The sequence below is a fragment of the uncultured Tateyamaria sp. genome, assembly GCF_947497045.1.
In the GTDB taxonomy this organism is placed as follows: domain Bacteria; phylum Pseudomonadota; class Alphaproteobacteria; order Rhodobacterales; family Rhodobacteraceae; genus Tateyamaria.
Genome location: NZ_CANMEU010000004.1, coordinates 221,179 through 235,694 on the forward strand (window position 1 = coordinate 221,179; position 14,516 = coordinate 235,694).

A 14,516-nucleotide genomic window follows, 5' to 3' on the forward strand; every position below is an offset into this window, starting at 1 on the left:
TCAGACCCCCTTACGCTGCTTGGATCGGGAGGCTTCCTGATCGGTGTGGGCGGCGGCGACCCTGGCGTTGTCGGTGATGTGAGGCGTGCCGACCTCCCACCATGTGTGGCCTTCGGTCGTCCAACCCTCGAACGCATCGACCTTCATGCAGATCACATAGGTCTTGTCGCTGGCCTTGGCCCGCTGAAATGCTGCGCCCAAGTCGGCCGCATTCTCGACCGTCTCGGCGGTGGCACCCATGGCCGCCGCATGCGCTTCGAAATCGATGGCAAAGGCTTTGGGGATGGTGGGCGCATCGCTCAGCAGGTTGTTGAAGCTCTCGTTGCCGGTGTTGTTCTGCAACTTGTTGATCACCGCAAAGCCACCATTGTCGAGCACCAGCACGATCAGCTTCTTGCGTGTCAGGACCGAGGAATAGATGTCGGAGTTCATCAAGAGGTACGATCCGTCACCGCAGAACGTGATGGTGTCTGCGTCCGGTTCCCGTTCGGCCTGGGCGATGCGCGCGCCCCACGCGCCCGCGATCTCGTAGCCCATACAGGAAAAGCCGAATTCCACATCCACGGTTCCGACGTCCAGCGTGCGCCAGTTCGCGGTCACTTCGGCAGGCAATCCCCCTGCCGCTGCCACCACCCGATCGCGCGGATCGCAGGCGGCGTTTACCGCCCCGATGGCTTGCGCATAAGAGTTAGGGCGATTGCCGGGTGCTACATTCCCGGCCACGTATGCCGTCCATTTTGCGCGCACGTCCTGGGCAAACTTCGTCCAGTCCGGTGGTGCCGCATAGCCGGTCATCGCATCGGTCAACGCGGCCAGCCCCAGCCTGGCGTCCCCCACCACGGGTAGCGAGCGGTGCTTGCCCGCATCGTGCCGACCTGCATTGAGGCCAATGATCTGCGCATCCCGCGCGAAGGCCGTCCAGGACCCGGTGGTAAAATCCTGCAAGCGGCAGCCCACCGACAGGATCACATCCGCCTTCTCGGCAACCGCATTGGCGCTGTCAGATCCTGTGACCCCGATCGGCCCGATGTTCAGCGGATGGGTGTCGAGCATATTGGCCCGGCCCGCGATGGTCTCCACGACGGGGATATTATGTGCTTCGGCAAAGGCCGTGAGTTCGGCAACGGCCCCCGAATACTGCACGCCACCGCCTGCGATGATCATGGGGCGTCTGGCGGTGCGCAGGGCGGCAACTGCCTCGGCAACTTCGGCGATATCGGGGGCCTGACGGCGGATGCGGTGTACTTTGCGCTCGAACATGGCGGTCGGATAGTCATAGGCCCAGCCCTGCACATCCTGTGGCAGCCCCAGAAAGGCTGGCCCGCAATCGGCAGGGTCCAGCATCGTCGCAATCGCATTTGGCAGCGACTGGATGATCTGGGCCGGGTGCGTGATCCGGTCCCAATAACGGCTGACGGGTTTGAACGCGTCGTTCACCCCGAAGGTTGGATCGCCAAAATGTTCAAGCTGTTGCAAGACCGGGTCCGGCAACCGGGTGATGAACGTATCGCCACACAGCATCAGCATGGGCAGGCGGTTGGCATGAGCAAGAGCCGCAGCCGTCAGCAGGTTCGCCGTGCCCGGCCCCGCAGAGGCGGTGCAGAACATGAATCGGCGGCGCAACCACTGTTTGGCATAACCGGCAGCGGCAAACCCCATCCCCTGCTCGTTCTGGCCGCGATATAAAGGCAGCGTATCACGGTGATCATAAAGCGCCTCACCCAGACAGGTGACGTTGCCATGGCCAAAGATGCCAAAACCCCCGCCACACAGCCGCCATTCAACCCCGTCAATCTCGATGAATTGCGCGTCAAGATAGCGGATGATTGCCTGCGCCGTTGTCAGGCGCACGGTGCCCACATCAGTCATTCTATCCCTCCCAAGATCACGCGAATTGCTGTAACGACGATTCTGTATTGACCGCTGTGTTGCAATGACGATACCAATCTTGCAACCGGTTGCAAATACTTTTTCAGGAAGGATCGCAGATGCCCGAAACGGGAACGGACATCGGGATTGGAATCGTCGGAGGCGGCTATATGGGCAAGGCCCATGCTGCGGCCTACAGCGTGGTTGCGACCCTGTTTGACACGGCCCTGCGCCCCCGGCTTGAGATGGTCTGTGCGACCAGTAGCGCATCGGCCGAACGCTACCGCACCGGATATGGATTTGCCCGCTGCACCGATGACTGGCAGGCATTGGTCAATGATCCGAAGGTCGAGGCGGTTGTCATCGCCTCTCCGCAGGACACACATCGCGACATCGCGCTGGCGGCCTTCGCGCTTGGCAAACCCGTGTTCTGCGAAAAACCACTGGCTGAAACGCCCGATGCGGCCCGCGAAATGGTGGCGGCCGCCGCAAAGGCCGGGGTCGCAAACATGATCGGGTTCAACTATGTGCGCACCCCCGCCACGCAGTTCGCCCGTCAATTGCTGGCCGAGGGGCGGATTGGCACCGTGACCTCCTTTCGGGGTGAAATGACCGAGGATTTTCTCGCTGATCCAGAGGCCCCCGCCTCGTGGCGCACCGCGGGTGATGCAAATGGCTGCATGGGCGATCTGGCCCCGCACCCAATCAATTGTGCACACGCGCTGATGGGGCCGATTGCGCGCCTGCACGCGGTTGTCGAGACGGTGCATGCGACCCGTGGCGGCGTGGCGGTGACCAATGACGACCAGGCCCATTTGCAACTGGAATTTACCTCTGGTGTACGGGGCAGCATGTTCATCAGCCGTGTCGCGACAGGGCGCAAGATGGGCTATGCCTATGACATCTACGGCACCCATGGTGCGATCCGTTTTGATGGCGAAGACCAGAACGCGCTTTGGCTTTATACCACCGATGTGCCCGAAGCCGAACGCGGCTTTCGCAAGATCCTGACCGGGCCCGCCCATCCCGATTATCTGCCCTTTTGTCAGGGCCCCGGGCACGGCACCGGCTATCAGGATCAGATCATCATCGAGGCCAAGGATTTCCTGACCGCGATACACTCAGGTGCCCCTGTCTGGCCCACATTCGAGGAAGGGCTGGCCGTCAATCAGGTGGTCGCCGCGGCCCTCGCCTCTTCCCGCGCGAGTGCGTGGGTGTCCGTTGCAGATTACTGAAAGATAAGGCAAATCACTATGATCAAGATCGGCAATGCCCCCTGTTCCTGGGGTGTGGAATTTGCAGATGATCCGCGCAATCCAAGCTGGCGCAAGGTGCTGCAGGAAAATGCGGATGCAGGCTATGGAGGGATCGAACTTGGCCCCATCGGATTCATGCCCGAGGACCCTGCCGTGCTTGGTGACGCGCTTGAGGAATACGGGCAGGAACTGGTCGGTGGCGTCGTTTTTCGCCCCTTCCACGATGCGTCCAAATGGGACGAGGTGATGGACGCAAGCGTGCGCACGGCCCGCGCCCTCAAGGCCCACGGCGCACAGCATATGGTGCTGATCGACAGCATCTCGCCCCGCCGCGCACCCACCGCGGGCCGCGCCTCTGAGGCCGAGCAGATGGACGCAGCCGAATGGGCCGGTTTTCGCGACCGGATCGCCACCATCGCGCGCTTGGGCGCTGAAGAATACGGGCTGACAGTCGGCATCCACGCCCATGCCGCGGGCTTTATGGACTTTGAACCGGAACTTGAGCGGCTGCTGGATGAGGTGGACGAAAGCATCCTGAAAATCTGCTTTGATACCGGACACCATTCCTATGCCGGGTTTGACCCCGTCGCCTTCATGCAGCGCCACATAAGCCGCATCAGCTACATGCATTTCAAGGATATCGACCCAACCGTCAAAGCCAAAGTCGTTGCGAACCGCACCGACTTCTACGAAGCCTGCGGCGATGGCATTTTCTGCAATCTGGGCGACGGAGACGTGGATTTTCCGGCGGTGCGTCAGGCGTTGCTCGACAATGGGTTTCAGGGCTGGTGCACGGTCGAACAGGATTGCGATCCTGCGGGCGACACTTCGCCCATCGATGATGCAAAGCTGAACCGCACCTACCTGCAATCCATCGGTTTTGAGGGGACCTGATATGGCAAAGTTGAAATGGGGCATGATCGGCGGCGGTCAAGGCAGCCAGATCGGACCGGCGCACCGCCTTGGGGCGGGCCTTGACGGGTTGTTCGAATTTTCTGCCGGTGCACTGGATCACCGCGCCGATCAGGGGCGCGACTATGGTCGTCGCCTTGGCCTTGGGGATCGTGCCTATGGCGCGTGGCAGGACATGCTTGAAGGCGAGGCCAAGCGCGATGACCGCGTCGATCTGGTCACCGTCGCCACCCCCAACGCGACCCACTTCGAGATCACGAAAGCCTTCCTTGAAAAAGGGTTCCACGTGCTGTGCGAAAAGCCGATGACCATGACGGTCGAGGAAGGGCAGGAAATTGTCGAAATCGCCAGGAAAACCGGCAATATCTGCGCGGTGAATTACGGCTATTCCGGTTACTCCCTCGTGCGTCACATGCGCGCGATGGTGGCGCGGGGGGACATCGGCAAGGTGCGCCTTGTCGTGGCCGAATTTGCCCACGGGCATCACGCGGATGCCACAGATGCGGACAATCCGCGCGTGCGTTGGCGCTACGATCCCGCGCAGGCGGGGGTGTCAGCCCAATTCGCTGATTGCGGCATCCATGCCTTGCACATGGCGTCTTTTGTGACCGGCCAAGAGGTCGAAAAACTGTCCGCTGATACCGTATCTTGCATCGATGTGCGCACGCTTGAGGATGATGCGATGGTCAACTTCCGCATGGATGGCGGCGCGGTCGGGCGGCTCTGGACCTCGTCGGTGGCCATAGGGCGGCAACATGGGCTTGGCATTCAGGTCTTTGGCGAGATAGGTGGGCTGCGCTGGTCCCAGGAACACCCCAATCAGCTGTATTACATGCCATTGAATGAGCGCTTGCAGGTGATCGAACGGGGCGAGGCGAGCCTGTCACCCGAAGCCGACCGCACCACCCGCGTCACCATTGGACACGCCGAAGGGATGCCGCTGGCCTTTGCCAATATCTACACCGATCTCGCCGAAGCGATCAGCGCGCGCAAGGAGGGGCGGTTGATGAACCCGGCTGCCAACCTTTATCCGCGCGCCGAGGATGGGGTGCGGTCGATGGCGGCGGTGTTTGCGGTGGCGGAGTCAGGCAAGCAGAATGGCGTGTGGCTGGATGCACGACCGCCGATGTTCCGCTAGGAATCCGCACGAAGTGTTTTGGCCACTTCAACCGCCCAGGCCCGATGTAGTCTAGGACCCGGATGAAAATTGTCTGGTGCCATCTCCGCCGCATCAAGCATGAAATCCGATGGCAGATGATGCGCGGTTGCCCGCGCTGTGCACAGGGCACGCAGTTTGGCATCAAAGGCTTCCGCACGCGCGCCCAATACCGCGTTCAAGGGCCAAGGCAGGATCGGGAAGTCCCGGATGGGCGGCACCCCTGACACGCAGACACGCTGTGGCGCGAATTTGTCGTCGATGAGGTCCAGCAGCCGGGCATAGCGATCCGCCCATGCGCGCAGAGACACCCCATTCTTGACGTCGTTAACCCCGAGCGCGATGACCACGAAATCCAGCTGTTGTGCGGGCACATCCTTGATCATCTGCAATGTGCTGGCCGTGGTGCCCCCCGACCTGGCCACCACCTGCCAGTCAACGCGGTGATGGTGGGCCAATTCCGAACTTAATTGCCCACCAAGAGCGAGGCTTTGGTCACTCACGCCCACCCCTGCCGCCGAACTGTCCCCCAGCACCATCAGGCGTTTCAGATCACCCTGTCCGCACTGGCCCCGTCGCGCACCGGGCGCTTCGGGCAGGCGGGACGCACGCGCCGCAACCCAAAAGGCTTGCGGTACATAGATCGGAAACAAGGCGATGGATGTGATCGACATGGTGTCTGTTATCACCCATCCGCAGAGGGGTTAAAGCGCACGCAACGTCCCCCGCTCGACCACGTGGCACTCAAAGCTCAGAGACTGGGCAGTCGTTTCGGTTCCGTCCAACATCGCCTCGACCAGATCGACCGAGGCGCGCACGATATCGTCGATGGGGTTGTGAATGGTGGTGAGGTTGATCAGCTCCCACCCGGCCATTTCCATGTTGTTGAGCCCGATGATCCCCACGTCATCCGGCACCGACAGGCCGGCGTCGCGAATGGCCGACAATGCACCGATCGACAGAACATCATCGCCGCAGAAATACGCCTCTGCCGGACCCATGGCGAGCAGGCGCGTCATCTCGGCCCGGCCCGCATCAAAGGAATAGGCAGTGGCATAGGACACCGACAGGGACACGTCCGCATGCCGCCCCAACTCTTCGGCAAAGCCGGTGTGACGGTCGCGCGTTGATGTGGCTGACAGCGGCCCCGCCAGAAACCCGACCCGGCGATAGCCACGCTTGAGCAACTCGCGCGCCGCAATCCGACCGGCCTCGCAATTGTCGATCCCCAGCACATTGATACGGGGCGTGTCGGTGAGCCGCCCAAAGGAGTGGACCACTCGCATGCCTGCCTCCTGGAAACTCTCCGCAAAGCTGACCGGCAGGGTCGAGGATGCGACGATGACCGCATCCACAGAATATTGTTGCAACATCCGCATTGACTGCGAGGGATCGGTTTCATCCGACAGGTTCACCAAAAGCGGGCGCAGGCCGCGTTTTTGCAATTCGCGGGTGACCAGATCAAAGACTTCGAGGAAAATCGGGTTATGGAAGTTGTTGGACACAACGCCCACCAGCTTGGTGCGCCCGGTGGTGAGGGACGAGGCGAGCGCATTGGGGCTGTAGCCCAACTCGGTCGCGGCCTTTTCGACCTTTTGTCGGGTTTTGCCGCTGATGGAGGCCCCCGGCGTGAAACAGCGCGACACCGCCGAGCGGGATACGCCCGCACGGGTGGCCACATCCTTGAGAGTCACCGCCATGGCTCAGGACCCGCCGTCGTATTTGGTCCAGTCGATCTGCATGAACCGCCACTGCGCCAGCCCCGCCAGCCCCAGAAAGATCACAGCCCAGAACACCGCCCCCGTTGACAGTTCAAACAGCCCCCACGCCGCGCAAACGGCCACCGTCAGATAGCGGCGACTGGGACGCGCAAAGAACGCGTGGTCAAAGTTGATCAGCGGGCGCATGGGACCTCAGGCGGCGTCCTCGTACCCCTCTTGGGTTTTTGCGCCGGTGATATAGGCGACAACGTCTTGCCCATCGGTGTCCTCTTTCCTCAGGTTCGCACAAATGCGCCCGCGTCGGAAAACCACGATCCGGTCGACCAAGTCAAACACTTGGCGCATGTTGTGGCTGACAAGGATCAGTGGTTCACCCTGATCCTTGAGGGTGCGGATGATGTTTTCAACCTGCGCCGTTTCCTGCACGCCAAGGGCGGCGGTCGGTTCGTCCATGATGGTCAGTTTGGAGGCAAACGTGGCAGTGCGCGCGATGGCGACGCATTGGCGTTGACCGCCCGACATATGGGCAATGGTGTTCTTGATGTTGGGAATTTTCACGCCCGTCTTGTCGAGGCCCGCGAGTGTTTCCTCACGCATCCCCTTGTAGTCCAGCAAGCGGAAAGGCCCCAGAAAGTTGAGCTTGGTCTTTTCCCGCCCCAGAAACAGATTGTCAGGCACATTCAGATCATCGGCCAGCGCGAGGGTCTGGAACACTGTTTCAATCCCCGCCTCGCGCGCATCAAGCGGGCCTGCAAAATGCACCTCTTGCCCATCGAACATGACGGTGCCACGGGTGCGCTGTTCAACCCCGGTGATCTGGCGCACAAAGGTCGACTTGCCGGCCCCGTTATCGCCCATGATCGCGACATGTTCGCCCTTGTTCAGCGTGAAATTCGCATTTTCAAGCGCGTGCACCCCACCGTAATGTTTGGTCAGGCCCCTGGTTTCCAGAATGATGTCCGACATCGTAAATCCCCCTCAAGCCCGCGCCGCAGCACGCTTTTGCTGCCATTGATCAAGCGCGACCGCACCCACGATGATACAGCCCAGCACCATTTCCTGATAGAACGCCCCGAGGCGCAGGAAGGTAAAGCCCGAGGTAATGACGCCAATGATCAGCGCCCCGATAACGGTGCCGATGATCGATCCGCGCCCGCCAAACAGCGACACGCCCCCAATCACCGCCATGGCAATGGCGTCCAGTTCGTAAGACAGCCCCATGCCCGACTGCGCCGTCAGGTTCTTGGATGTCAGGATCACCGCGGACAGCCCCGCCAGCATCCCCGCAATCGCATAGACCAGCACCAGATGGCGCGGCACGTTGATGCCCGACATCCGCGCCGCCGCCTCGTTTGAACCGATGGCATAGGTGTGCTTGCCATAGATCGTGTAGTTCATAATCAGGTGAAACAGGACTGCCAGGCCAAGAAAGATGATCACCGGGTTCATCCCCTGCCCGATCACCGCATAGGCTTCGGTCGGAAAGGATACCGGATTGCCGCTCGACCACCACTGCGCCACACCGCGCGCAAACAGCATCATGCCGAGCGTCGCAATGAAGGGCGGAATGCGGAAGAAGGCGACAAATATACCGTTGACGATCCCGGCCGCAATGCCGCAGCCAAGCCCCACCAAAAGCGGCACAATCACCGGCAGATCGAGAAAAGCCGGGCCAAAGATCGCTTTGGGATTGGGGCTGCCGTTCACTTCGCCCACTTGCGCAAAGCTCATGCAGATCATGGCCGTTGCCCCAAGAACCGAGCCGGAGGACAAGTCGATGCCCGCCGTGATGATCACTTGTGTCACCCCAAGGGCGATGATCCCGACAATGGCAACCTGGATGATGATGATGCGCAGGCGCGCCTCGTTGAAGATGCTGTCGAACCGGTCGCGGGTGTCAAACAGCAGGCTCTGGCCCATGAAATAAGCACCCAGTGCCTCGAAAATTAGGATAATCAGGATCAGTGCAGCAAGCACGTTGAGTTCGTTGGGCCATTGACGTTTGGATTTGTCGAACATCAGTCCGCCGGTGCCGTGGCTCGTGTCTGACATCGTCAGATCCCCCGCATCTGTCTTTGAAAAAACCGTGGCACAAGGGCGGTCCCGCCGCCCTTGTGTGTCTTGGCCGTGAGCGGCTTAGTTGACAAATTCGTCAATGTTATCAGGCGTCACCAGCTTGAAGGGGATGAACACGGTCTTGTCGACCTCTTCACCCGCAATCAGCTTGAGCGCCGTGTCGATGGAACCCGCACCCTGACCTGCAAGGTCCTGGAATACTGTAACATCCAGATCACCGGCCTGCATCGCTTGCAAAGCGTCCGCCGTAGCATCCACGCCACCGACCTGCACTTCGTCCATGGACATGCCCGCCGCCTTCATCGCGTTGATGGCCCCGATTGCCATTTCGTCGTTATTGGCAAACACGGCGTCGAACGGCTCGCCCGAGGACAGCCAGTTGGTCATCAGATCCGACGCCTTGTCGCGCGACCATTCAGCCGTCTGCTTGTCGATGATTGTGATGAAATTGCACATGTCCATACCGATGACGTCTTCGACATCCTTGGTGCGTTGCACGGCAGCCTGGTTCGAAAGCTGGCCCATCATCAGATAGGCGGTCGCCCCGCCCGATTTGCCTTCGGCGCGCAGGTTTTTGCAGATCTCGAAGGCTTTCAGCGTGCCCGACTCAATCTCGTTGGAGGCAACAAAGGCCTGCCCGTCGGGCAGCGTGTCCATATTGATCGGCTGGCGGTTCACGTAAACCATGGGCACACCCGCAGCGGCGGCGGCATTGCTCATCGCTTCGGTCGCGTTGGTGTCAACCGCGTTCACGATGATCGCATCCACACCGCTGGCGATGAAGTTGTTGATCTGGTCAAGCTGCTTGGCCACATCATCTGTGGCGTCCTCGATCTGGAGGCTGACACCGTCCAGCGTCGCCTCGTGCGCGGTCATGCCGTTGCGCATGACGGTCAGGCCGTTGTCGTCAAAACGTGCAACGGACACACCAATTTGCTGTGCCATGGCTGTGCCACCCATCAGCGTTGCGAGCAGGCTCGCGACTAGTATCTTTTTCATGGTTTCCTCCCTGGAATGCGTGCCCGGATCACGCCCTTCTTTTGGCCGGGCCGCCCGCCGCATCTGCGCATCCATCGCACATATCCGGTTGGCAACTGCGCCGATCTTAGGCGAGTCGCTGCATTTTGCAACCGGTTGCATTCAAAAACTGACTTTGTCTGTTTGCCGCCAGCACAGGTCGAAAATGCGCCCCGTCAAATCAGGGACTTAGGACACCGTTCCCGCATCCGGTACGTCCAGTTCCTGCATGGGCGGGTCATCCCCCTGCGCAATCCGGTGCATCAGGGCGCGGGCCAGAAAGGTGCCGGCGCGGTCAATATCCTCTTTGACCACGATGATGCCCGGACGAAACCGGCGCAGAAAGGTGATCGCCTCTTTGGCAACCACATCAAAATCCTGCTCGACCGTCAGTCCCATGCTTTCGACAGCCGCCACAATGGTCACGCAGGCGCCGATACTGGTCGTGATCAACCCGTCAGGCACCTGCCCGTTTTGAAACATGGGCAGTACGGCACGCTCGATCACAGGGTTGTCGCAATGGGCGTCGACCCCTTCGATCACGTGAAAGTCCACACCCAATTCAACGGCTGCCGCCTGCGCGCCCGCAATCATGTCCTGCGCATAGGTCTGCGACCGGGGCGGTGCCAGCATCGCAATGTGCCGACGCCCCCGTTCGGCCAAGGCGCGCAGCGCCAGATCCCCGAACGCCATATTGTCGTAGTCGAAATAGGCATGCTCCGCCCCCATTTGGGTGCGCCCGTGAGTCACAAAGGGAAACTTGTGGTCCATCAGATACCGGACCCGCGCATCATCGGGTTCGATCTGGTTGATAATCAATCCATCCGCCGACCCGGTTTCGACGATATACCGGATCGGAACCATAGGGTCCTCGTCCGGGAAATAGGGGGTGATGATCATGTGATAGGGCGTGCCCCGCAGCGCCGAGGTCACGGACGAAATCAGGCGGGCGGTGTGGTTCATCATGTCATGTTCGGTGGACATCACCAGCGAGATCACATTGGTGCGCCCGGTGCGCAGACGCACGCCCGCACGGTTGGGTCGATACCCGATCTGGCGGGCGATATCACGCACCCGCGCCTTGGTCTCTTTCCCGATATCCGGCGCATCTGCCAGCGCGCGGGACACAGTGGGCACCGCCATCCCCGACAGCCGCGCAATGGTTTTGAGTGTGGGGCGTTCGCCCGGTTGCAAGGCGATGGGTTCAGGCGAATCCGGCGGCCCAGACTTGGTCATCACAGCGCCTTTCGTACACAAATTGCATAAATCGACGCGACAAGCGCCATAAAGTATTTCAACGGAATCAAACCGTTGTCTCTGTTCACCTCGTTAATTCGACCCACAGCATTATTCCAGCTTGATTGCGAAATCTAAATCGTTGTAGCAATTTCTATAACGATTTAGTAGTCAGGGAGGACACATAATGAAGACTTTTTCAAAGCTGCTGACCACCGCCGCGTTCCTAACGGCAGGGGCGACGCACGCGACCGAACTTGAGGTCACGCACTGGTGGACATCGGGTGGCGAAGCCGCCGCCGTCACCGAATTTGCCAACGCCTTCAACGCGACCGGCAACACGTGGATCGATGGGGCCATTGCAGGCTCGGGCGGCACCGCCCGCCCCATCATCATCAGCCGTATTTTGGGTGGTGATCCCATGGGGGCGACCCAGCTCAACCATGGTCGCCAGGCCGAAGAACTGGTCGAAGCGGGCCTGATGCTTGACCTCACCGACATTGCGACCGAAGGCGATTGGGCCAATGTGGTGAACCCGACCTCTTTGCTGGATGCCTGCACGCTGGATGGCAAAATCTATTGTGTACCCGTCAATATCCACTCGTGGCAGTGGATCTGGCTGAGCAACAAGGCCTATGCGGATGCAGGCGTCAACACCCCGACCAACTGGGATGAATTCGTGGCTGCCGCCCCCGCGCTTGAGGCCGCAGGCAAGGTGCCTCTCGCGATGGGTCAGCAGCCTTGGCAATCCAACGGTGCGTTTGGCGTGATGGCCATCGCAATCGGAGGCCAGGACCTCTGGAATAAGATCAACGTGGACAAGGATTCGGACGCGGCCGCTGGCCCCGAGATGGCCAAGGTCTTCGAGGCGGCTGTGACAGCCCGGGAGATGGCCGCCAACTCGCGCGTTCAGGACTGGAACCAGGCCACGAATATGGTCATCACCGGCGAAGCGGGCGGTCAAATCATGGGCGATTGGGCCCAAGGCGAATTCCAGATCGCCGGTCAAACTGCGGGTGAAGAATATGAATGCCTGCCCGGCCTCGGCGTCAACGAAGTCATTTCGACAGGGGGCGATGCCTTCTATTTCCCCAAGAGCGATGATCCTGACATCACCGCCGCCCAGAAAGAGCTCGCCAAGCTGATGATCAGCCAGGAGGTGCAGGTTGCCTTCAATCTCAAGAAAGGGTCCCTGCCTGTGCGTGGCGACATCGACCTTAGCTCGGCCAATGACTGCATGAAAAAAGGGCTCGAAATCCTTGCTGCCGGCAACGTCATGCTGAGCGGGGACGAGGTCCTGTCCGCAGACACCCAAGGCCAGATCGAAGACCTGATGGTCGAGTTCTGGAACGATCCCTCCTATTCGGCGGCGGATGCGCAGGCGGCTTATGCGGCCATCATCGCTGACGCTGACTGATAGGCACAAGGCCAGCCCCGGTGCGTCGTTCCGGGGCTGGCACTTTTCGCCAAAGGGGGGAGTCTCATGGCCACATCGTCCGGCACATCCAAGCGGCCTGTGCGCCTGTTGCGCAATCTGAATGCCAAGATCGCATCGATCCCCATGGTCGCCACGGCGCTGGTGATCTTCATCGGCTGCACCGCGTGGACCATCCTCTATTCCTTTACCGATTCCAAGCTGTTGCCCCGGCTGAACTTTGTGGGCTTCGAACAATATGACCGGCTGTGGGGCACGCGACGCTGGCTTGTCTCCATCGAAAACCTCGCATGGTACGGAGTGTGTTCACTGGTTCTGACGCTGGTGATCGGCTTCACACTGGCCGCCCTGCTTGACCGCAAGGTGCGCTTTGAGAACACCTTTCGAACCATCCTTCTGTACCCGTTCGCGCTGTCCTTCATCGTGACCGGACTGGTGTGGCAATGGATTTTGAACCCTGATTTTGGCGTGCAACAGGTCGTGCGCAACTGGGGTTGGGAGGGGTTCACCTTCGACCCCCTTTATAACCCTGACATCGTGATCTTCGGGATTCTGATCGCGGGCATCTGGCAAGGCTCGGGGCTGATCATGGTGATCATGCTGGCGGGTCTGCGCGGTATCGACGAAGACATATGGAAAGCCGCCCGCGTTGACGGCATCCCGACATGGAAAACCTATGTGGTGGTGATCATCCCGATGATGCGCCCCGTGTTCGTAACCGCCCTCGTGCTGATCGCCTCGGGTATCGTGAAAGTCTATGATCTGGTTGTGGCGCAAACCTCCGGCGGGCCCGGGATCGCCTCCGAAGTGCCCGCCAAATACGTCTATGACAAGATGTTCGCGTCGCAAAATCTGGCGCAGGGCTTTGCCGCCTCGACCATGATGCTGGTGAGCGTGATCATCATTCTGATCCCGTGGGCCTACCTCGAATTCGGAGGTAAGAAACGTGGTTGATGCAGCCCACCCCCGCGGCCCCAAACCCCGCAGGCGCCTGTCGCGCGGCAATATCATGCTTTACGGCACCCTGATTGTGGTGGCGATGTACTACGCGCTGCCGCTTTACGTGATGATCGTCACCTCACTCAAGGGCATGCCCGAAATCCGTATGGGCAATGTGTTTTCACCCCCGGTCGAGATCACCTTTCAGCCCTGGGTCAAAGCCTGGTCCGAAGCCTGTACGGGCATCAATTGCGACGGGCTAAGCCGGGGGTTCTGGAACTCGGTTCAAATCCTGATCCCGTCGGTGTTCCTGTCGATCATCATCGCCTCGATCAACGGCTATGCGCTGGCCAACTGGCGGTTCAAGGGGGCGGATGTGTTCTTTACCATCTTGATCCTCGGCGCGTTCATCCCCTATCAAGTCATGCTGTACCCCATCGTGATCATCCTGCGCGAGATGGGGCTTTATGGCAGCCTTTGGGGTCTGGTTCTGGTGCATACGGTCTTTGGCATGCCGATCCTGACCCTGCTGTTTCGCAACTATTTCAGCGCCATCCCCGAAGAACTGTTCAAGGCCGCCCGCGTTGATGGGGCCGGGTTCTGGGGCATCTATTTCCGCATCATGCTGCCCATGTCACTGCCGATCTTCGTGGTCGCGATGATCCTGCAAGTGACCGGTATCTGGAACGATTTCCTGTTCGGGGTGATTTATACCCGTCCCGAAATCTACCCCATGACGGTGCAACTCAACAACATCGTCAACTCGGTGCAGGGGGTCAAGGAATACAACGTCAATATGGCTGCGACCCTGCTCACGGGCCTTGTCCCCCTCACTATCTATTTCGTTTCCGGCAAACTGTTTGTCCGCGGCATCGCGGCTGGCGCAGTAAAGGGCTGAT

At 60.2% G+C, this 14,516-nt stretch carries 14 protein-coding genes; 6 read left to right on the top strand and 8 right to left on the bottom strand.

All coding sequences use genetic code 11. The features are described 5' to 3' along the window. On the bottom strand, window positions 1–1,869 hold the full coding sequence (iolD, locus tag Q0859_RS10580; RefSeq protein ID WP_299150788.1) for a 3D-(3,5/4)-trihydroxycyclohexane-1,2-dione acylhydrolase (decyclizing): 1,869 nt from the start codon (window positions 1,867–1,869) through the stop codon (window positions 1–3). 119 nt (window positions 1,870–1,988) lie between these two features. Here iolD and Q0859_RS10585 point away from each other — a divergent pair, with 119 nt between their 5' ends. Genes Q0859_RS10585 through Q0859_RS10595 form a run of 3 tightly spaced genes read left to right on the top strand, consistent with a single transcriptional unit; the run spans window position 1,989 to window position 5,175 of the window. Next, on the top strand, window positions 1,989–3,104 hold the full coding sequence (locus Q0859_RS10585; protein ID WP_299150791.1) for a Gfo/Idh/MocA family oxidoreductase: 1,116 nt from the start codon (window positions 1,989–1,991) through the stop codon (window positions 3,102–3,104). Between the two features lie 18 nt (window positions 3,105–3,122). Next, window positions 3,123–4,019: a TIM barrel protein gene (locus Q0859_RS10590; protein ID WP_299150793.1), complete on the top strand. Its 897-nt coding sequence runs from the start codon at window positions 3,123–3,125 to the stop codon at window positions 4,017–4,019. 1 nt (window position 4,020) lies between these two features. Further along, complete coding sequence (locus Q0859_RS10595) at window positions 4,021–5,175, top strand: Gfo/Idh/MocA family oxidoreductase (protein ID WP_299150796.1); 1,155 nt, start codon at window positions 4,021–4,023, stop codon at window positions 5,173–5,175. Here Q0859_RS10595 and Q0859_RS10600 read toward each other — a convergent pair. The 7 genes from Q0859_RS10600 to Q0859_RS10630 form a co-directional block, all read right to left on the bottom strand. Then, window positions 5,172–5,867, bottom strand: coding sequence for an SGNH/GDSL hydrolase family protein (locus tag Q0859_RS10600; protein ID WP_299150798.1), 696 nt, complete (start codon window positions 5,865–5,867; stop codon window positions 5,172–5,174). The genes Q0859_RS10595 and Q0859_RS10600 overlap by 4 nt on opposite strands. Before the next feature lie 30 nt (window positions 5,868–5,897). After that, window positions 5,898–6,893, bottom strand: coding sequence for a LacI family DNA-binding transcriptional regulator (locus Q0859_RS10605; RefSeq protein WP_299150800.1), 996 nt, complete (start codon window positions 6,891–6,893; stop codon window positions 5,898–5,900). 3 nt (window positions 6,894–6,896) lie between these two features. Further along, window positions 6,897–7,100, bottom strand: coding sequence for a hypothetical protein (locus Q0859_RS10610; protein ID WP_299150802.1), 204 nt, complete (start codon window positions 7,098–7,100; stop codon window positions 6,897–6,899). A gap of 6 nt (window positions 7,101–7,106) precedes the next feature. Then, a complete protein-coding gene (locus Q0859_RS10615) occupies window positions 7,107–7,880 on the bottom strand; it encodes an ATP-binding cassette domain-containing protein (RefSeq protein ID WP_299150804.1) in 774 nt (257 codons plus the stop codon). Between the two features lie 12 nt (window positions 7,881–7,892). Beyond that, entirely contained in the window at window positions 7,893–8,966 is a 1,074-nt protein-coding gene (locus Q0859_RS10620) for an ABC transporter permease (protein WP_299150806.1), read from the bottom strand. Between the two features lie 84 nt (window positions 8,967–9,050). Then, window positions 9,051–9,989, bottom strand: coding sequence for a sugar ABC transporter substrate-binding protein (locus Q0859_RS10625; RefSeq protein WP_299150808.1), 939 nt, complete (start codon window positions 9,987–9,989; stop codon window positions 9,051–9,053). Window positions 9,990–10,196: 207 nt separating this feature from the next. Then, window positions 10,197–11,243 (bottom strand): LacI family transcriptional regulator, encoded by a 1,047-nt coding sequence (locus Q0859_RS10630; protein WP_299150809.1) that lies wholly within the window; start codon window positions 11,241–11,243, stop codon window positions 10,197–10,199. A 187-nt stretch (window positions 11,244–11,430) separates the two neighbouring features. Here Q0859_RS10630 and Q0859_RS10635 point away from each other — a divergent pair, with 187 nt between their 5' ends. The 3 genes from Q0859_RS10635 (at window position 11,431) to Q0859_RS10645 (ending at window position 14,515) form a co-directional block, all read left to right on the top strand. Then, entirely contained in the window at window positions 11,431–12,660 is a 1,230-nt protein-coding gene (locus tag Q0859_RS10635) for an ABC transporter substrate-binding protein (RefSeq protein WP_299150812.1), read from the top strand. A gap of 66 nt (window positions 12,661–12,726) precedes the next feature. Further along, window positions 12,727–13,632 (top strand): sugar ABC transporter permease, encoded by a 906-nt coding sequence (locus Q0859_RS10640; RefSeq protein ID WP_299150814.1) that lies wholly within the window; start codon window positions 12,727–12,729, stop codon window positions 13,630–13,632. Between the two features lie 55 nt (window positions 13,633–13,687). Beyond that, window positions 13,688–14,515, top strand: coding sequence for a carbohydrate ABC transporter permease (locus tag Q0859_RS10645; RefSeq protein ID WP_299150816.1), 828 nt, complete (start codon window positions 13,688–13,690; stop codon window positions 14,513–14,515). Window position 14,516: the final 1 nt, after the last annotated feature.